At 42.7% G+C, this 20,078-nt stretch carries 18 protein-coding genes; 6 read left to right on the top strand and 12 right to left on the bottom strand.

Annotation, left to right across the window (positions count from 1 at the left end; all coding sequences use genetic code 11):
* Positions 1–12 precede the first annotated feature (12 nt).
* The gene (locus tag GUA46_RS08490) at positions 13–1,206 is read left to right on the top strand and encodes a DegT/DnrJ/EryC1/StrS family aminotransferase (RefSeq protein ID WP_176620129.1); all 1,194 of its coding nucleotides are present in this window, start codon (positions 13–15) and stop codon (positions 1,204–1,206) included.
* A 22-nt stretch (positions 1,207–1,228) separates the two neighbouring features.
* Here the strand turns inward: GUA46_RS08490 and ribB are convergent, their stop codons facing one another.
* The 11 genes from ribB to GUA46_RS08435 form a co-directional block, all read right to left on the bottom strand.
* Positions 1,229–2,368, bottom strand: coding sequence for a 3,4-dihydroxy-2-butanone-4-phosphate synthase (ribB, locus tag GUA46_RS08485; protein ID WP_176620128.1), 1,140 nt, complete (start codon positions 2,366–2,368; stop codon positions 1,229–1,231).
* A complete protein-coding gene (locus GUA46_RS08480; RefSeq protein WP_176620127.1) occupies positions 2,365–3,858 on the bottom strand; it encodes an LptF/LptG family permease in 1,494 nt (497 codons plus the stop codon). The genes ribB and GUA46_RS08480 overlap by 4 nt, the downstream gene beginning before the upstream one ends.
* 3 nt (positions 3,859–3,861) lie before the next feature.
* Complete coding sequence (lolA1, locus tag GUA46_RS08475) at positions 3,862–4,509, bottom strand: outer membrane lipoprotein periplasmic chaperone LolA1 (RefSeq protein WP_176620725.1); 648 nt, start codon at positions 4,507–4,509, stop codon at positions 3,862–3,864.
* A 4-nt stretch (positions 4,510–4,513) separates the two neighbouring features.
* Entirely contained in the window at positions 4,514–6,904 is a 2,391-nt protein-coding gene (locus GUA46_RS08470; RefSeq protein WP_176620126.1) for a DNA translocase FtsK, read from the bottom strand.
* A gap of 62 nt (positions 6,905–6,966) precedes the next feature.
* Positions 6,967–7,332 carry a diacylglycerol kinase family protein gene (locus GUA46_RS08465; protein WP_108247234.1) on the bottom strand — a complete coding sequence of 122 codons (366 nt, stop codon included), beginning with the start codon at positions 7,330–7,332 and terminating at the stop codon, positions 6,967–6,969.
* Positions 7,325–7,831, bottom strand: a complete 507-nt coding sequence (gene tpx / locus GUA46_RS08460) for a thiol peroxidase (protein WP_108247235.1) — start codon at positions 7,829–7,831, stop codon at positions 7,325–7,327. The genes GUA46_RS08465 and tpx overlap by 8 nt, the downstream gene beginning before the upstream one ends.
* A 95-nt stretch (positions 7,832–7,926) precedes the next feature.
* Positions 7,927–8,184: a DUF6952 family protein gene (locus tag GUA46_RS08455; protein WP_108247236.1), complete on the bottom strand. Its 258-nt coding sequence runs from the start codon at positions 8,182–8,184 to the stop codon at positions 7,927–7,929.
* Positions 8,165–8,479, bottom strand: coding sequence for a thioredoxin family protein (locus GUA46_RS08450; protein ID WP_176620125.1), 315 nt, complete (start codon positions 8,477–8,479; stop codon positions 8,165–8,167). The genes GUA46_RS08455 and GUA46_RS08450 overlap by 20 nt, the downstream gene beginning before the upstream one ends.
* Before the next feature lie 7 nt (positions 8,480–8,486).
* Positions 8,487–9,131, bottom strand: a complete 645-nt coding sequence (locus GUA46_RS08445; protein WP_108247238.1) for a peroxiredoxin — start codon at positions 9,129–9,131, stop codon at positions 8,487–8,489.
* Between the two features lie 208 nt (positions 9,132–9,339).
* Positions 9,340–10,830, bottom strand: coding sequence for a Na+/H+ antiporter NhaC (gene nhaC, locus GUA46_RS08440; RefSeq protein ID WP_176620124.1), 1,491 nt, complete (start codon positions 10,828–10,830; stop codon positions 9,340–9,342).
* Positions 10,831–10,902: 72 nt separating this feature from the next.
* Positions 10,903–12,123, bottom strand: a complete 1,221-nt coding sequence (locus GUA46_RS08435; RefSeq protein WP_176620123.1) for an aminotransferase class I/II-fold pyridoxal phosphate-dependent enzyme — start codon at positions 12,121–12,123, stop codon at positions 10,903–10,905.
* Between the two features lie 151 nt (positions 12,124–12,274).
* Here GUA46_RS08435 and GUA46_RS08430 point away from each other — a divergent pair, with 151 nt between their 5' ends.
* The 3 genes from GUA46_RS08430 to lpdA all read left to right on the top strand — a co-directional run bounded on the left by GUA46_RS08430 (position 12,275) and on the right by lpdA (position 16,852).
* Positions 12,275–12,733: an Lrp/AsnC family transcriptional regulator gene (locus GUA46_RS08430; RefSeq protein WP_176620122.1), complete on the top strand. Its 459-nt coding sequence runs from the start codon at positions 12,275–12,277 to the stop codon at positions 12,731–12,733.
* A 652-nt stretch (positions 12,734–13,385) separates the two neighbouring features.
* Positions 13,386–14,918, top strand: a complete 1,533-nt coding sequence (locus GUA46_RS08425; protein ID WP_176620121.1) for a BspA family leucine-rich repeat surface protein — start codon at positions 13,386–13,388, stop codon at positions 14,916–14,918.
* Between the two features lie 530 nt (positions 14,919–15,448).
* Positions 15,449–16,852 (top strand): dihydrolipoyl dehydrogenase, encoded by a 1,404-nt coding sequence (lpdA, locus tag GUA46_RS08420; protein WP_176620120.1) that lies wholly within the window; start codon positions 15,449–15,451, stop codon positions 16,850–16,852.
* A gap of 57 nt (positions 16,853–16,909) precedes the next feature.
* On the opposite strand, the gene GUA46_RS08415 is transcribed toward lpdA, so the two are convergent.
* On the bottom strand, positions 16,910–18,106 hold the full coding sequence (locus GUA46_RS08415; RefSeq protein ID WP_176620119.1) for a heparan-alpha-glucosaminide N-acetyltransferase domain-containing protein: 1,197 nt from the start codon (positions 18,104–18,106) through the stop codon (positions 16,910–16,912).
* A gap of 131 nt (positions 18,107–18,237) precedes the next feature.
* Here GUA46_RS08415 and GUA46_RS08410 point away from each other — a divergent pair, with 131 nt between their 5' ends.
* Positions 18,238–18,774, top strand: coding sequence for an NADPH-dependent FMN reductase (locus GUA46_RS08410; protein ID WP_176620118.1), 537 nt, complete (start codon positions 18,238–18,240; stop codon positions 18,772–18,774).
* A 3-nt stretch (positions 18,775–18,777) separates the two neighbouring features.
* Positions 18,778–20,061, top strand: coding sequence for a chorismate-binding protein (locus GUA46_RS08405; RefSeq protein WP_176620117.1), 1,284 nt, complete (start codon positions 18,778–18,780; stop codon positions 20,059–20,061).
* The last annotated feature ends 17 nt before the right edge of the window (positions 20,062–20,078 follow it).

The following is a 20,078-nucleotide window of genomic DNA, read 5'->3' as shown; positions in this document are numbered from 1 at the left end:
TTAAGATTTACTATGCCAGGATTTGAACTCTTTGGAGATAAGGAAAGAAAAGAAGTACAAGATGTAATGGACTCCGGGGTGCTCATGCGCTACGGGTTTGATGGTATGCGCAACGGATATTGGAAAACCAAAGAACTCGAAACAGGTCTGTCCCAACGCATGCAATCCAAGTATGTCCATGCAGTAAGTAGCGGAACTGCCGCATTGACAGTGGCTTTGGCCAGTGCAGGTATTGGAGCTGGGGATGAAGTGATTATGCCCACCTTTACCTTTGTAGCTAGTTTTGAGTCCATTCTCACTTTGGGAGCAGTACCTATTTTGGTCGATATTGATGACACCCTTACCTTGAAACCCGAAGCGGTAGAAAAAGCCATTACATCCAGGACCAAAGTGGTGATGCCCGTACATATGTGCGGCTCTATGGCCGATTTGGATGCATTAAAAGCCATTTGTGACAATCATGGCCTGTTGTTGCTGGAAGATGCCTGTCAGGCCATAGGAGGCACCTACAATGGAAAACCATTGGGAAGCATTGGTGGTTTGGGCTGTTTTTCTTTTGACTATGTAAAAACCATTACTTGTGGAGAAGGTGGAGCCATAATCACGGACAACAAGGGTTATTACGAAAATGCCCATCAATACTCGGACCATGGCCATGACCATATTGGCAACAATAGAGGGGCCGAGGAACACCCGTTTTTAGGATATAATTTTAGAATCTCCGAAATGAATGCCGCTGTCGGCGTTGCCCAATTAGCTCGTTTGGATGAGTTTTTGGCCATTCAAAAGCGGAATTATACCATTTTAAGAGATGCTTTATCCGATATTTCCGAGGTTGTTTTTAGGACTGTTCCAGATGGGGGAGAGGAGAACTATTCATTTCTAAACTTTTTCATGCCTACAGAAGAATTGGCCCAAGTGACTCATCAAGAATTGATTGAATCTGGAGTGGATGGTTGTTTTTATTGGTACGACAATAACTGGCATTATTATAAAAAATGGGAGCATTTGACCCAGAAAAAGTCTTTGGGAAAATTACCGAAAGATGTGCTTGAAGCCTTGCCCGATTATAGCAAAGCCGATTTTTTGGAATCCGACAAATGGATGTCCAGAAATATTTCTTGCCTTATCAAACTGGGATGGTCCGAGGAGGAAGTGGCCGAGCGAGCCAAAAAAATGGTGGACGCGATAAAATCATCTATCTGATATCATCAGAGAGACCGTTTTGTCAATAGTTTACGTATTCCACAATTTCAAGACCGTAGCCAACCATGCCCACACGCTTTGTTTGGCCGGAGTTCGTCAATAATCTAATTTTGGAGATATTGATATCGTGCAGAATTTGGGCCCCAATTCCGAAGTCCTTATTGTCCATTTCAATTTTAGGAGCTTTGGTGATGCCGTCGCCCTGTAGCTTTTTAAATTCCGATAGCCTGTTCAATAAGTTCATGGATTGATTTCCCTGATTAATGAAAATCATGGCACTCTTTTCCTCTTTGTTCAGTGCATCGAACATCTGTTGAAGCGTCTCGTCCGGATTATTGGTCAGGGTGCCAAGAATGTCATTGTTCACCAAGGTTGAGTTGATACGCGTCAACACAGGTTCCCCTGTTTTCCAGTTTCCCTTTAACAGTGCAATATGGACTTGATCGTTCGTAGTTTGTTTGTAAGCTCGCAAGCGGAATTCACCAAACCTCGTTTGTATGGTAAAAGCTTCTTTAAGTTCAATCAAGCTATCGTGTTCCATTCGATATGCAATTAAATCCTCAATGGAAACAATTTTAAGGTCAAACTTTTCAGCCACTTTCAGCAGTTGCGGCAAACGGGCCATTGTTCCGTCCTCATTCAATATTTCTACCAAGATACCCGCAGGCTCCAATCCTGCCAAACGAGCAAAATCAATTGCAGCTTCAGTATGGCCGGAACGGCGTAGAACACCTCCATTTTTGGCCCTTAACGGAAAAATATGCCCTGGTTTCCCCAGTTCATGGGGTTTGATGTCCTTATTTACCAGAGCAGCTATAGTCTTAGATCGATCGTGCACGGAAATCCCGGTGGTGCAACCGTAGCCCAATAAGTCAACGGATACGGTAAACTGGGTTTGATGAAGTACGGTATTGTTCTGCACCATCATGTTCAATTCCAGTTCTTCACACCTGTCCTCCGTAAGTGGTGCGCAGATAAGACCACGGCCATGCATAGCCATAAAATTGATCATTTCGGGGGTTACCTTCTCGGCTGCGGCAATAAAATCACCTTCGTTCTCCCTGTTCTCATCATCCACTACTATAATTACCTTACCGTCTCTAATATCGGCAATGGCTTCTTCTATGGCGTTCAGTTGTACTTTCTTATCCTTAGCAATCATTGGTCTTCAGCTTCTTTTTCTTTCCTTTTGAATAATGATTTGATACGGTCTATAAAATGACCAAACCCTACTAATCCTTTGTCTGCTGTGGCCCTTCTGGTCAGCGAAATGCCCAACGGCAGCATGATCATAGTGGGCAGCCAAGCTCCAATAGCTGGGTGAATGTTTCCTTCCTTGGCATAATTACCGGCAAATACGCCAATAAAGTAATAGGTCAAAAATAAGATAATTGCCACTACCATGGGCAGCCCCAATCCGCCTTTACGGATGATGGCTCCCAAAGGTGCCCCCACAAAAAATAGGATAATGCACGAAAGTGCAAGCGCGTATTTTTGATGCAACGACAATATATGGCTGTTGTAAAATTTATATCGGTTCTGGAGTTCATCTTTTTTGGAATCTACCGTATTTATGATACTGGAAACCTCGTTCAGAGCTTTTTTCATGACTTGAATCTGCTCCCACTGTTCCAAATTGGAGACAAATTGGTCAATACTTTTAATGGAATCCCTTTGAATGGTGTCCTTTGCCTTTAAAAGTTCTAGCTTCTGGGTTGTAGTGTCTATGGGTGCCTTAACAGGAAAGGCTCCCATGCGGTTCACCACGTTTTTGGAAAACGCCGTTACTTTTTCCAGATTGTTTTCCCGTAGGGAATCGATGTCCTTGATCAGGCGGCCAACATTTTTCATTTTATTGGTGGTGATATTCTGATCCTCTTCCAAGTCCTGATCGTTGAGTTCCGAAATATCAATATTGATGGTGTAGGTATCAAAATTGGACTTTGCAAAGGGCTGTTTTCGCTTTTCCCTTGAGTCCTTTTTTACGATTTCTTCGTAATAGTTACCGTCTTTGAGAACCAATTGGATAATGTCGGATTCCTCGCTACTGATCAGTTCGCCGGCTTTGGCTTTAATAACCGTATTATTGATGTTCTGGTCTGTCTTCTTGTGGATGATTACATTGTCCAAAAAACGATCCTGTTCGCCATACTTTTTGTCCACTTTGATGTTCATTCCCTGTCCGGTCCCTTCAAAATCGCTAAAAACCCCCTCGGTAATTGCTGCGGCTGGCTTTACCTTGGCAATGTTCCGTCTAAGGTTGAACATTTTTTGTTCGGATTTAGGGATGACATCATTTGCAAAAAAGAAAGTTACCAATCCAAGGAACAATACAAATACGATTAGGCTACGCATTCCCCTTTGTAGGGATATCCCAGATGCTTTCATGGCGGCGAACTCATAGTTTTCCGCAAAAGTACCAAAGGTAAGGATTGAGGAGAGCAGTACCGTAAGTGGTAAAACCTTGTCCACCAAGGTGGGAATAAAGTAGAAAATAAACTTGCCAATAATTACCATGCCCAGTCCCTTTCCCGCCAAATCATCAATGAACAGCCATATTCCCTGAAAGATGAATATAACAATCAGTATGAAAAAGGAACTGAAGAAGTTGTAAAGAAATCTTCTTAGTATATACTGGTCAAGTATTTTCAATGCCTAGTTTCTTATGATATAGTACCCTTTGTCCTCGTACTTTTTCTCGTCAAAGGTAAAGAGAGTACTCGATATGGGCTGATTGGTTTTGAAAGAATTAACGGTAATTGTGGTTTTGGTGCCATTGCTTCCTGTTTGGATCAGCTTGTAGATGTGTTTTGTTTGTGTATCGATACCCAATAAAACGGATTTGATTTCCGTATTGGAATCAATAGGGATCAATTTCACATATTGAATTTTTCTACCGCCCACATTTTGAAGAATGTCCCATTCGTAATTGTGACCCGTTTTGTAGAAGGTCAGCATTTTGGATGGACTTACGTTGTCGTTGTCCTCATTAATATCTTCAATGGTAACCTCTTCGTTTTCGGGAACTACGGTATATACTTTTTTGCCGTCGTACAATTGTTTTGCACCGAAATAGTTCAACAGATATTTTTCTCCATCCAAGGTTACGTTCCCGTTGGTTTCCTGTTTTAGGTTTGCTTCTGTATTCTCAAGGGTGGACTGGAAATCTATATAAATATTGTCGTAGCTCTGCACTTTATTGTACACCTCGTCCAAAAGCGCTTTGGCCTTTCCTGAGTTTTGCCCGTAGGAAGATAATCCAACGGCAAACAATGCTATTAAAAGAATACTTTTCTTGATCATGGTCTTATTTTGCTTCATTTTCTAATAACTGATCTAAGGCGTACATATCAGGCACCAAAACCTGTCGGGCTTTACTGCCCTCAAACGGCCCCACGATTCCGGCAGCTTCCAACTGATCTATTATTCTACCGGCACGATTGTACCCCAATTTTAACTTACGTTGGATCAGAGAGGCGGAACCTTGCTGTGCGGTCACGATAACCTCGGCAGCTTCCCGGAACATTGCATCCCTGTCCTCGATATCATTATCAAGACTTGTGCCAGATTCTTCTCCTACATATTCTGGCAGTAAATGGGCTTCAGGGTAGGCACGTTGTGACCCAATGTAGTCGGTAATTTTAGAAACTTCAGGGGTGTCAACAAAGGCACATTGCAATCGGGTGACATCGTTTCCTTGAGTATAAAGCATGTCTCCTCGACCAATGAGCTGGTCGGCCCCTTGGGCATCTAAAATGGTTCTGGAGTCGATTTTTGAAGTTACCCTAAAAGCAATCCGTGCAGGGAAGTTGGCTTTTATGATACCTGTAATTACATTCACCGACGGTCTTTGCGTGGCTATGATCAAGTGTATGCCAATGGCACGTGCCAATTGTGCCAATCTGGCAATGGGTGTTTCCACTTCTTTACCAGCTGTCATGATCAAATCGGCAAACTCATCGATTACCAACACGATGTATGGCAAGAATTTATGACCGTCGTTCGGGTTCAGTTTTCTGGCCTTGAACTTGGCATTGTATTCTTTGATATTACGAACCATCGCCGTTTTGAGTAGTTCATAACGGTTATCCATCTCGATACAGAGTGAGTTCAAAGTATTGATTACTTTAGTGTTGTCTGTTATGATAGCCTCATCCGAATCTGGTAATTTTGCCAAGAAATGACGTTCAATTTTGTTGTAGAGGGTCAATTCCACCTTTTTAGGGTCTACAAAAATAAATTTCACCTCGGCAGGGTGCTTTTTGTAGAGTAGGGAGGTAATTACTGCATTAAGACCAACTGATTTACCCTGACCGGTGGCACCTGCCATAAGCAGGTGGGGCATTTTTGCCAAGTCCACCACAAAAGTTTCGTTGCTAATGGTCTTTCCAAAAGCGATGGGCAGTTCCATTTCCGCTTTTTGGAATTTATTGGAAGCAATTACCGAACGCATGGAAACTATGGTCGCGTTCTTGTTGGGTACCTCGATACCAACAGTTCCTTTTCCGGGAATCGGTGCGATGATACGGATTCCCAGTGCGGCAAGCGACAAAGCAATGTCGTCCTCTAAGTTTTTAATCTTGGAGATACGGATTCCGGCTTCTGGAACAATTTCGTAAAGCGTAACGGTTGGCCCTATGGTCGCCTTGATCTGGGCAATCCCGATCTTATAGTTTTTGAGGGTGCTAACGATTCGGTTCTTATTTTCCTCAAGCTCCTCTTGATTGATGGTAATCCCGCCCGAAGCGCCGTGCGCTTCCAATAGGTCCATAGTAGGGAATTTGTAGTTGCCCAATTCCAGTTTGGGGTCGAACTCTCCAAAATCCTCTACGAGCTTGGCTGCCTTTATATCGGTTTCTTCTTCTTCAACGGGCGTTTCCTCAACTTTTAGGTCGATATCGGACTCCTCTTCTTCGGGAATATTAACGTCGAGTCCAGCTTCATCCAGAGGTGGAATATCTTTTTTGTGGGTATAGGTGTCCACTTTTTCGGGAACCGTATCTTCTGTGGTCAATATCAGACCATCTTCGTCATCTTCTTGAACTGGGGCATCCTTGGTGTGGACAGTTGGTTCTTCCTTAAAATCTGATTTTATCTTTTGTTTTTGTCGTTTGAAGAAGTTGGCGAATCCTTCGGGGGTAAAATTAAACAATCGCACCAAGATTACCATCAAAACAAATATCAGAATCAAGAACACACCAATTTTACCAGTGTAATCTTGAAGAAAATCGTTCATCTCATAACCTATCAATCCGCCTAAAAGAGGATAATCGGCCGCAAAAAAGCCAAGTGCAATGGATCCCCAGATGACTCCGACCAACCCCCAAATCCACTTGAAAATCAATCTCTTTCCATCTAGGCCTAGGAATAAGTAAAGTCCGGTAACGGCCAATAAAAATGGGAATACAAAAGAGGCAAGGCCAAATCCCCGGTACATGAAAAAATGGCTTACGTTGGCACCAAATTTATTGAGCAGATTACTGGCTTCGACATTGCGGTCCGCAAATTGGGACAACATGCTCTGATCTTCTTGCCATGTAAAATAGAATGACATGAAGGAGAAGAAAAGTGCTATGCTGAGAACTATCAAAAGACTACCGAAAATAATCTTGTTCTGCTTGGAAGGCTTAAAAGAGACCTTCTTTTTGGCAGTTGTGGTAGTTTTTTTTGATCTTGATTTTGTTCTTTTTTTGGCCATCAATCGTTTTTAAGCGGGGCTAAGTTACAAATTTACGTTGCTACTCTCGGTCTTGGATTTTACTAAAAAATCTTGGGCACATAAATGATCAGACCAACAATACTTGCCAATACCGATACTATCATAACGGCCCCTGCGGAAATATCTTTTATAAAACCAATTTTAGGGTCCAAATTGGGCTGGATATAGTCGCAGATTTTTTCAATAGCCGTGTTTACACCTTCTATGCCCATCACTATCCCTATTGCCAAAACCTGAACTATCCATTCGGTGGAAGAGATTTCAAAGTAGAAGCCGAAAGCCGTAACGATCAATGCGATAAAGAACTGGATCTTGATGCTGGGTTCTGTCCGTAACAACAGAAACATGCCCTTTAGGGCAAAGCCAACACTTTTGATCCTGTTCCGTAAAAAAGATTCTTTAGGCATCCATCAACGCTTCGAGGGCGGCTTTATAATTGGGCTCGTCCGCAGTTTCCGATACTTGTTCGGAGTAAATTACCTCACCATTTTCATTGACCACTACAACGGAGCGAGATAACAGCCCTTGTAATGGACCATCGGTGAATTCCACATGGTAGGATTTCCCGAAGCTGCCATCCCTAAAGTCGGAGAGGGTCTCAACTTTATCAATGCCCTCGGCACCACAAAAACGTGCTTGAGCAAAAGGCAAATCCTTGGAGATGCACAATATTGCAGTGTTTTTCAACTCAGCAGCTTCTTGGTTGAACTGGCGCACAGATTGCGCACATGTACCGGTATCTATACTTGGGAATATGTTGAGAACAACCTTTTTGCCTTTGTAGTCGGATAGGCTAGCGGACGAAAGGTCGGTTTTTACTAAAGTAAAGCTTGGGGCTTGGGAACCATTTTCTGGAAGGTTGCCAAGTGTGTGAATTTCATTTCCTTTAAGTGTTACAGTTGCCATAGTAGTATTTTTGATTCGGAACCAAAAATACTAAAAAAACCTTCCCGAAGTCTGTTCCGGGAAGGTTCTTATGATAATGTTTGTGACAATGTCCGTTACTTGTCTATAGAGCCAAGCACCCTCGACATAAAACCATTGAGGGCTTCCTTTTTAGGGGTTCCGTTCTTGATTTCGTTGGATACTTCCAGGGCTCCGTAAATATTGGAGATCAATTCCCCGATCATATCCAGTTCGTCATCTTTTAAACTGGAAACTTCGCAAACACTTTCGAGGGTATCCGCAGTTTCCTGAAGGTAATCCTCGTCGTGCTCCTCGGCAAAATTGACCAACTGCTTAATTATGGGCAACTTCATTGATCAAGTCTTTTAAAACATCATACTTATTGGTCTGCACCTGATTCTTCAAAGATCCTTTGGAAAAAGCGGCGAAGGTGGGCAAATTGTCCACGTTGGCCAGTTTTCTGGATTCCGGGAATTTTTCGGCATCGACCATTACAAATTTTATGTTCTCGTTCAAAGAGGCTTCCTTTTTGAACTTTGGCTTCATAATCCTACAGTTGCCGCACCAAGATGCGCTGTACTGCACCACTACGTTGTCATTGTTGGCAATGACTTCGCTTAAATTGTCTTTGTCCAGTTCTACAACCATAGCGTCCTTAGTTTACGTGGTTGGCCAAATAATCGGAAACACCAGCTCTGTCTGCGTTCATGGCTTGTTTTCCTTCTTCCCAGTTAGCTGGACAAACTTCACCTTTTTCCTGAACATGGGTGTAGGCATCTACCAAACGCAAAAATTCTTTCACGTTTCTTCCCAGTGGCATGTGGTTTATGCTTTCGTGGAATACAGTTCCTTCTTCATCAATCAAATAAGTGGCTCTGTAGGTCACGTTGTCACCTTCCACCACAACAGAGTTTGTCTCTTCGTTATAGTCTTCTTTCATGATGTCCAAGATTCCCAAGGCAGAAGCCAAGTTTCTATTGCTGTCAGAAACGATAGGGTAGGTTACACCTTCGATACCTCCGTTGTCCTTTTCGGTGTTCAACCATGCAAAATGTACTTCGGCAGTATCACAAGAAGCTCCGATAACAATGGTATTCCTTTTTTCAAACTCACTTAGGTTTTGTTGAAAGGCAAAAAGCTCGGTCGGACAAACAAAAGTGAAATCTTTTGGATACCAGAATAACAAGACTTTCTTGTTTTCTGCTTTGGCTTTCTCTAAAATGTTGATTTTGAATGTGTCGCCCAATTCGTCGATGGCGTTTACTTCAATGTTTGGAAATTTTCTTCCTACTAAAGTCATTTATTGGATGTTTTTTAAATTTTCGAGTAGCAAAAATAGGGTGGTTTTACGGCTTTTACCAGCTTAAAAATTAGTATTTCTTATGGTTGGATAAGGCGTGACTATGCCATAAAAAAGCATCATCAATATTGAGGTTGTGGCAAAATTGCACATCAATTTTTGATGACTTCTCAAAGAAGTCGATGTATTGAAAAAGTTGAAATAAAATTTATTCAGCGGCCGTGGTGGTAAGTTGCTTGATCTTGATTCGGAAAGCGGCAAAAAGCAACGTCATTATCGGGCTCAACCAATTGAAAATTGCATACAGGAAGTACTCACCGACACCAACGCCCAAAACACTGCTGTGATAGGCGCCACAGGTGTTCCAAGGTACAAGAACGGAGGTGACTGTACCGGAATCTTCCAAGGAGCGGCTCAAGTTTTCGGGTGCAAGACCACGCTCTTTATAAGCTTTGGAGAACATTTTACCGGGCACTACAATGGCCAAATATTGGTCAGATGCGGTCACGTTCAACGCCAAACAGCTTCCCACGGTGCTTGCGAACAGTCCAAAAGTGGTCTTGGCCAATTTTAGAAGGGATTCCGTGATTCGCTCCAAAGCCCCGATACCATCCATAATTCCACCAAATACCATGGCGCAGACTATCAACCAAATGGTGCCGAGCATACCGGACATGCCACCAGAAGAGAACAAATCGTTCAAGGCTGGATCATTGGTGGCAATTTCAGTATCAACCGTGATGGCATTCATAATTCCTTTGTAGCCCGTTTCAAAATTCAATGCGGTGCCTCCACCTATATTGGCAACAATGTCAGGTTGAAAAATTAGTGCAAACACACCGCCCAATAATGTCCCGACCAAAAGGGCCATCAACGGAGGGGCCTTTTTAAGGATTAATCCGATAACGACTAAGGGCACGATAAACAGCCAGCCATTAATATTAAATGTAGATCCGATATTGGTGAGTAGTGAACTTGTGTCAGCTACTCCGGATGTATCAATTGTAAAACCAAGAATGATAAACACAATCAAGGTTACCACTATAGTAGGCACCGTGGTGAGGGTCATGTATCGAATGTGGGAGAACAAATCCCCTCCGGCCATGGCAGGTGCCAGGTTGGTGGTATCGCTCAAGGGGGACATTTTATCCCCGAAGTAAGCACCGGAAAGCACGGCTCCGGCCGTCATTCCCAACGATATACCCAAGGCCTCACCTATACCAATCAAGGCAATACCTACGGTCGCCGCTGTTGTCCAGCTACTTCCTGTGGCAATTGAAATAATGGCACAGATAACCACACAAGCGGCCAAAAATATGGTGGGATTCAAAATTTGAAGTCCGTAATAGATCATCGCGGGAATAATTCCGCTTACAAGCCAAGTCCCGGACAACGCACCTACCATTAAAAGGATAAGCAAGGCACCTGTGGTTGACCGAACATTCTCGGCGACCTCATCAATCATTTGGTCATAGGATACCTTGTTGAAAAAACCAACTATGGCTGCAACGGCGCCGCCCATCAAGAGTATAAACTGGTTGGAACCGCTCAGGGCGTCATCACCAAACACAAAAACATTGTAGGCCAGCATGGCAACAAGGGCAAAAACGGGTATCAATGCTTCCCAAATACTTAATTCCTTGTTTTCTACGATATGTTCGTCTTCCCTGAATTTTGGATTCTCCTCTGTGTTCGGCATTTGGTCTGAGTTTGTTAAGAGGTAATATTACGATTTTGCACCTTGTTGTGCAAACTCCCTCTTATTTACGAATTAGGTCAAACTGGTATCCGGCGATAGAATATCCAGTTTTTCCATACAGCTTCGCATTGTGGTGTAGGTTTTCTGGATATCGTTGTCCAGACCAATGGAAAAACGGATAAGTCCTTGGGATAGACCCAATTCTTTTTGCTCTTCTTCGGGTATTTCGGAAGATGTGGATGTTCCCGAAGCGCTGAACAGGGTTTTGTAAAAGCCCAAACTCACGGCCAGATACCCCAATTTTTCGGTCTGCATCAGTTCCATCAATGCGTTGGCACGTTCCACGGAACCAACATCGAGTGTTAACATGCCTCCAAAGCCATACTCGTGGTTCATTTGGGATTTCATCAAACGATGCCCGGAATGACTTTCCAAGCCGGGATACACCACTTTTAGACCATCTTTTTCAAACTTTTCGGCGAGATAATGGGCGTTTTCACTATGTTTTTTGATGCGGATGTGCAGCGTTCGCATATTCTTCAAAATGGAAGCGGCACGTAAGCTATCCAACGTGCTTCCCAAGAGCATTCCCGCTCCGTTGTTTACATCTTTCAAGCTCAAACAGAAATCGGTGGAGGCACAAACAGCGCCCGCAACACAATCACTGGTGCCATTGATGAATTTGGTAAGGCTGTGCACCACAATATCGGCCCCCAGCTTTGCTGCGTTGATGGTAAGCGGCGAAAATGTATTGTCCACCACCAAGGGCATATCATTTTTCTTGGCGATTTTGGACAACGATGGAATATCGGCAATTTCCAACAATGGATTGCTTACCGCCTCGCAATAAATCATCTTGGTTTTTGGTGTGATGGAGTTCGCTACGGTTTCCAAGTCGGTAATGTCCACAAAAGAGACATCCATATTGAACTTCTTTACAAAATTCTTTAGGAAAGCGTAGGTTCCACCATAAATGGTTCGGCTACAAACGATGTGGTCACCTGCATCACATAATTGAAGGATTACCGCGGTAATGGCTCCCATTCCGCTGGCATACACATTGGCCGATTCAGTTCCTTCCAATTGCGCCATGGCTTCGCCCAAATATAGGTTGGAAGGGGAGGAGTGACGACTGTACAAATAGCAGCCTTCCGTGTTCCCTTCAAATGTATCGAACATGGTTTTTGCTGATAGAAATGTATAGGTTGAAGAATCTGATATGGAGGGATTTACACCTCCGAATTCACCAAAATATTGAAGGTCTTGAATGTGTTCCGATGCTTTGTAGTCCATAATGAGCTGATTTTTAGTAAAATTAAAAATATATAGACCTAAAATCAATGGTTTATGGTAAATGATGATGATTTGACTGTTTTGATGAAATAATTAGGAAATTATTCCGTAAAATTGGATTTTAGCGATTGCCATTAGAAAAATCGTCGGTATGAAACTGGATAATGTGGATATTGAGTTGATCAGATTGCTGCAAAACGACAGCAAAAAAACCACCAAACAATATGCGGATGCTCTGCATTTGTCCAAGACTGCCGTTTACGAGCGCATCCGCCGTTTGGAACGCAACGGGGTGATCACGCAGTACACCGCCTTGGTGGACAAGCTGAAGGTGGGCCGTGATTTTATGGTGCTTTGCCAAATACGTTTGGTACAGCACACCAAGGAGAATGTTATCAAATTTGAGCGGGAGGTGCTACAACTTAAAGAAGTATCAGAATGTTTCCATGTGGGCGGGGATTACGATTATATTTTAAAGATTTTCGTGAAGGATATGAAGAGCTATCGCGAATTTATGCTCACCAAACTAACGGCAATTGCGAATATCGGCAATACCCAAAGCTCTTTTGTGATCAAGGAGGTGAAGAATAGTCCAAATGTGCATATTTAGGTTTAGAGGTCAGTCAGCAGAGGGCGGTTTACAATTACCAGATGTCAGTAGTTTAGAAATCAGATGTAAGATTCAAGAACCAAGACAAAAGATATAAAAGTGTAAGCTGGGAGTCTGGCAGCAGGCAGTCAATAATTATGACTTGTCAGTTCGAGCGCAGTCGAGAACGCTGTCCTAAAGACCAACCATCGAACCATCCAACAATCCAACAAGAATCTCCCTTCGACTCCGCTCAGGGTCCCAGTTCAGAATATAACAATCAGCATGCAGTAGGCAGTTAACAATTAATAGTGGCCGATAATCGAACTTTCTAGCCATCTAATAATCCAACTATTATTTTCCCTTAACCCTTAACCCTTAACCCTTAACCCTTAACCCTTAACTCATAACTCTTAACCCATAACCCTTAACTCATAACTCTTAACCCATAACCCTTAACTCATAACTCTTAACCCATAACCCTTAACTCATAACTCTTAACTCTTAACCCTTAACCCTTAACCCTTAACTCTTAACCCTTAACCCTTAACCCTCCATCAATCCAAACCCATCATCCGTCAACTCAAAAGGGGCATACGTCAATTGGTGGCCCAAAACCTTGTTGAAACTCCCGAATTTGCCGTGAATTTTAAACCTTAAAAAAGAAATTATTATGAAAAAACTGCTTTTTACCTTAGCAATTATGGCCATAATATCGTCCTGTGCAAAGGATGATAGTCCAGGTGCGCCACCACCATCCAGTAAACCAACGATAACCGATTTTACACCTAAATCGGGTACAGTGGACACCGAAGTCACGATTACGGGAACCAACTTCTCCGTCACTGCCGCGGACAACGAGGTAATGTTCGGTACGGTAGCTGCCAATGTCAGCAACGCTACGCCCACCAAAATTGTGGTACATGTACCGGCAGGAGCTATCACTTCCAAGATTACCGTGACCGTCGATGATGAAACCGCTACCAGCACCGATACCTTTACGGTAAATACGGAAACCTTGGAAATGGCCGACCAAGAATTTACGGCCTCCGAGGATTTTACCGATTCCGATGAGATAGGCCAAGTAACGATAACGGGAGCAGGTGGCAACACCTTGACCTTTAGCATTACAGACAGCGAACTGTTTGCCATCTCCAATACGGGAATGCTTACTTTGGCCCAAGGCAAACTGCTGGATTTTGAAACAGCGACCTCACACATTATTACCGTAAGCGTTACCAATGGCGAGGATACCGTGGATGCCACCATTACCATAACCGTTGAGGATGTTGCAGAAGCCGACCCCAAAGATAAAGCTGCTTTTGTGACCACTTGGAAAACAGAGAATGATGAGGAAGATGTAAGCTTTTACTTATCAGATGATTACGCCTATAATTTTGTTGTAAACTGGGGCGATGGTACCGTTGAGACTATTAATACAGCAGATGCGTTTCCAGCAAATGGAGAGGTAATCCATACGTACAGTAGTGCAGGAGCTTATTCTGTAGCCATATATGGGGAAATGCCTTGGTTCGTAGTTGGGCCGGAGAACCAGAATGCTTTAAAGCTATCCAGTATGGACCAATGGGGAAATAATGTATGGCAAGATTTATCTTATGCCTTTGCCTCATGTGCCAATATGGTTTACAATGCCACCGATATGCCAGACCTTTCCGAGGTGACCAATTTGTCCCATATGTTCGCAGAAGCTACTAGCTTTAATGGCGACATTAGCGATTGGATTACTAGCAACGTTACGAACATGTCCTATATGTTTGCCGTGGCGACTTCGTTCAATGGGGACCTGAGTGAATGGGATACTTCAAATGTAACGGATATGTTGGCAATGTTTTATGAGGCAGAATTGTTCAACAACGATATAAGTGGTTGGGATACAAGTAATGTAACCACTATGGAAGGTATGTTTGGAGGAGCATTATCTTTTAACCAAAACCTTGGAAGCTGGGATATAAGTAATGTAGAACAGATGGGATTGATGTTGACCAATAGCGGAATGAGTACTGTTAACTATGAAAATACGTTGCTGGGATGGAGCGTATTGGATGAAGGTGAAACACAAGTTCCGTTAAACATTACCTTGGGAGCAACAGGTTTGACATATTGTACCTCCGCTGGTAAAACTGTATTGGTTGACGATTTTTCATGGACCATTAATGATGATGGTTTTGACCCTAATTGCCTTTAATTTATCAATTATTTTTTTGTAAAAGCATCGGAAGCCAATTGGTTTCCGGTGCTTTTTGTTTTTGGGAATGATAGATCAGTCTAAAATTAACAATAAACAGTTGTCAATTGTCAGTTCGAGCGCAGTCGAGAATCTATTATCTCTATCAATATATATTGATCACTGCCCTTCGACTCTGCTCAGGGCCCGGTTCAGAATACAATAATCAGTAGGCAGTTAACAGTTGTCAATTGTCAGTTCGAGCGCAGTCGAGAACCCATTAACCTTCGCACTCACGGAATAACGACCACCATGTCCCTTCGACTCAGCTCAGGGTCCAGTTCAGAATATAATCAGTAGGCAGTACACAGTCAACAATCAAATAATCGAACAATCCAATAATCCTTTTAACCCTTCACACTTTCCCCTTTGTTCATATCACTGACAATCCTACATAATTCCTTGGTACTGTCCCAAAAAACATTCGTATTTTTACACTTGTTTTTACAAAAACACAGTTTTTTAGCAATTATCCTTACAATTATTATAATATGAATCAATATGATGTAGCCATTATCGGCTCTGGACCAGGAGGCTATGTGGCGGCCATTCGATGTGCCCAATTGGGAATGAAAACCGCAATTATAGAAAAGTATGCCACCCTTGGCGGAACTTGCCTTAACGTAGGCTGTATCCCATCTAAGGCGCTTTTGGACTCATCACACCACTATGAGGATGCCGTAAAGCACTTTGAGGAACACGGTATCGATATTCCAGGTGAAATAAAAGTAAACTTGGAGCAAATGATAGCCCGCAAGCAAGGCGTTGTGGACCAGACTACCAAGGGCATCGAGTTTTTGATGGACAAGAACAAAATAGATGTATACCACGGTATCGGTAGTTTTAAGGATGCCACGCATATCAACATTGCAAAAGAAAATGGCGAAGAGACCATTGAAGCAAAAAATACCATTATTGCCACAGGTTCCAAACCATCATCTTTGCCATTTATAAAAATTGATAAGGAGCGTGTAATCACGTCCACGGAAGCCTTAAAATTGAAGGAAATTCCAAAACACTTGATTGTTATCGGAGGTGGTGTAATCGGATTGGAATTGGGCCAAGTTTATAAAAGACTAGGTGCCGATGTTACCGTAGTGGAGTTCATGGACCGAATTATTCCAGGAATGGACGGAGCATTGTCCAAAGAGCTTACTAAAGTGATGAAAAAGCAAAAGGTGAAGTTCAACCTTTCCCATAAGGTAAAGTCCGTAGAGCGTAAAGGCGATGAGGTCATCGTAAAAGCCGACGATAAAAAAGGAGAAGAGGTCACCATTAAAGGAGATTATTGCTTGGTAAGCGTTGGCCGGAAACCTTACACCGATGGATTGAAAGCCGAAGCCGCCGGGGTAAAATTGGATGATAGGGGCAGAGTAGAGGTGAACGAACACCTACAGACCAATGTATCCAACATTTACGCCATAGGTGATGTGGTAAAAGGAGCCATGTTGGCCCACAAAGCTGAGGAAGAAGGTACCATGGTGGCGGAACTGTTGGCAGGTCAGAAACCACACATCGATTATAATTTGATTCCGGGTGTTGTTTACACTTGGCCGGAAGTTGCCGCTGTGGGCAAAACGGAGGAGCAATTGAAGGAAGAAGGCGTGGAATACAAATCAGGTCAGTTCCCCATGAGAGCGTTGGGAAGATCCCGAGCCAGTATGGATTTGGATGGCTTTGTGAAAATCTTGGCCGACAAAAACACCGATGAGGTATTGGGTATCCACATGATCGGCGCCCGTTGTGCCGATTTGATCGCCGAAGGCGTTACCGCGATGGAATTCAGGGCATCTGCAGAGGATATTTCCCGAATGAGCCATGCGCACCCGACCTTTGCCGAAGCCGTTAAGGAAGCTGCATTAGCCGCTACGGATGATAGGGCATTGCATGTGTAAATAGAAAAGCAAAATGATGTATAGCAAAGCATTCAATCTGCGGATTGGATGCTTTTTTTAGCTCCGAACGGTTCGAAAAACGCGTCTTAGGAAAAGACGAATACGGATAAAAACTTCACGAAGTACTGGTATGGATAATTCTTTAAGTTCGATTGCCTGGGTTTTGATGAACGCAAGACCTGAAGAAATTTGTGTTTTGATGCCCAATTCGTACTTGTTGTATTGAAGGGCCAACCAAGTACAAACAATCATAAATGCCAATGCTCCTGGAATCACAATGGCAGGGGATAGCGAGTGGTTAAAGAACCGATATAGCCCCAACCCTGTAAAACTGCCGTAAAGGATAACAAAGTGAATCACGTAGATGGATAAAGTGCTTGCCCCGATTTTTAATACCGTTTTGTTAGTCATTAGCTGACGGAGTATCATAAATACGGCAAAAACAACAAAAACATTGCCCAGTCGAATAAATAGGTAGTTATTGGTAAGGAGCAGTCCAAGAAAGTTCAATCCGGTACTTTCGTAAACGAACTCAAAGAAATTGGACGATTGATAAATCAAAAGGTAACCAACGGCCAAGGCAATGGAAATGGCTGCAGGATACAAATACCTATAATTTTTGAACCTAGTAAAGAGCACGGATATAAATGCCCCAATCGTCGTGTAGCCAAACCACGGGATTATGGTAAATACAGATCCGTTGGCCTTCGTCAAATAGTTCGCCAAAAAGTCGGGCAAAAAGGGATAGGACCAATCTTTATAAACTCTTTCAAAAAGGAAAAGCACCAAAGTGATGAGGACAAGAACAGTCGGGAAAACATAGGCTTTCTTTTTGGCAGTCAGCACATAGATGCCGATTAGGCCCAAAATAGATAGCCCAATACAATGGAGCACATCCACTAAATAAAACGAATCGTAAATTTCGCCTTTGAACAGCCCGCCAAGGTTCATCCGTAGTAAATATCCAATGAGTAATAGCTGTAAACCGCGTCGGATTCCTTTGGAAATCCTTGGGTTTTCTATGCCGTTTTGCGGAACGCGAATCAGTAAGTAGGTGAAAATAAAACCGGAAACCGTAAAGAACACGGGAGCCGTAATTCCCCTAAAATACAACCAGATGTCGTAGGCTGTGTTGCTGGTATCTCTAAAAACGGGGTCCAACAGACCATCTATAAAATGCCCTTGCAGCATCATCAAAATAGCCCATGCACGCATGGCGTCCACAAAAAATAGTCTGTTTGTCTTTACCGTCATTTTAGAATCGATTCACCCTATATACTTGTTTAGCAGGTACTTTGGATGTTGGTCGCACCAAAAATATGCAAAATAGTCGCATCTAACTTCCAATTACGGTATTTTAGCGAAACAATCAACAATTCCATTGTATGGCTGCAATTTTGGCATTTGCGGGGAGCAATTCTTCCACTTCTATCAATTTTAAACTGGTAAAATATACCACTTCCTTTGTTCAACAGCATGATATTCAACTTATAAACTTGGCCAAAAAGCCATTTCCCATGTTTAGCGAAGACTTGGAAAAAGCAGAAGGCTATTCAGAAGACTTGATGAAGTTGAAGGCGGAAATCAACAGTGCGGATGGATTAATTTTGTCCGTGAACGAGCATAACGGAAACCCATCGGCATATTTTAAGAATGTACTGGATTGGCTATCCCGAATGGACCGGAATTTTTTGGAAGGCACCAAAGTGTTTTTGATGTCCACATCGGGCGGCAGGCGTGGTGCAAAAGGTTCTTTTACTGTGATTGATGGCATGTTGACAAGATTTGGTGCGGAAATAACGGCAAGCTTTTCATTGCCATCCTTTTATGAAAATTTTGGTGATGAGGGCATTTTGGATGAAACCCTTCGAATGGAACACCAACAGGCGCTGAGTACATTTTTGGATTCGTTAAACTCATAACCATTGCGGACGCATCGCTTTTTTAGGATAAAATCCCTTTTACAAAGTAAAGAGGCACTTTTTTGGTGGTCCAAACAATTTGATACGGCCGTTTGGCTGGACAGCAATTCCCATCAGGACCAATATTCCAGTTTTGAAGCTTGTTTAGCGGTTGGCGTATCTCAAAAATTTGAAACCACTAAAAAGCTCCGCACTTATTTAGAAAATGAAAAAGATTGGTTATTCGGTTACTTTTCCTATGATGTAAAGAACGAGCTGGAGGATTTGTCCTCAAATAATTTTGACGGTCTCGAATTTCCGGAAGTACAGTTTTTTCAACCGGTAAAAGTTATCCAGATAAAGGATGATGAACTCCATTTCAGTTACTTGAATGGAGTGTCTCAGGAAATTGAAGAGGATTATATAGAAATCAGCAGTTTTACTGCTGCACCAACCCCATCTGAACCGCAAGACCCTATCAAAATAAAAATGAGGATTCACAAGGATGCGTATTTTGATAAGGCCCATCGGTTTTTGGAGCATATTCACCGTGGCGATATTTATGAAGCCAATTTTTGTCAAGAGTTTTATGCCGAAGATGCTACCATAGACCCATGGGAAACCTACCAAAAGTTGAATGACATATCGGAACCACCGTTTGCCGCTTTTGTACGCTTCAATGATAACTATCTGATGTGTGCCTCACCAGAACGGTATTTAAAAAAGCAGGGGCAAAAGGTAATTTCGCAACCTATAAAAGGAACTGCAAGGAGAGGTTCCAATGAGTGGGAAGATGAAAAAATCAAACAAGAACTGTCCGAAGATGAAAAAGAGCGGTCAGAAAATATTATGATTACCGATTTGGTCCGTAATGATTTGTCCAAGAGTGCAATAAAGGGTTCGGTAAGCGTAGATGAACTTTGTAAGTTATACACCTTTAAGCAGGTACATCAACTTATTTCCACAATAGTTTCAAAAGTTGCAATGGACAAAAATTCTTTGGGATTAATCAAGGAAACCTTTCCTATGGGCAGTATGACCGGAGCCCCAAAAATTTCCGCGATGAAAATCATCGAGGAATTGGAGGAAACCAAACGAGGTCTGTACAGCGGGGCCGTAGGTTATTTTTCACCAAATGGTGATTTTGATTTCAATGTGGTAATTCGCAGTATTTTGTACAATGCAAGCAAAAGGTATGTTTCCTTTTCCGTTGGTAGTGCCATTACCGCTAAATCCGATCCAGGAAAGGAGTATGAGGAATGTCTGTTGAAAGCCAAAGCTATGCGGATGGTTTTAGAGACAGACTAAGGTTTATTCGTAAATTC

Origin of the sequence: Flagellimonas chongwuensis, assembly GCF_013376415.1 — a bacterium.
GTDB classification, from domain to species: domain Bacteria; phylum Bacteroidota; class Bacteroidia; order Flavobacteriales; family Flavobacteriaceae; genus Flagellimonas; species Flagellimonas chongwuensis.
The sequence above is the reverse complement of the archived record's forward strand: the minus strand, read 5'-3'. Positions and strand labels throughout refer to the sequence as shown.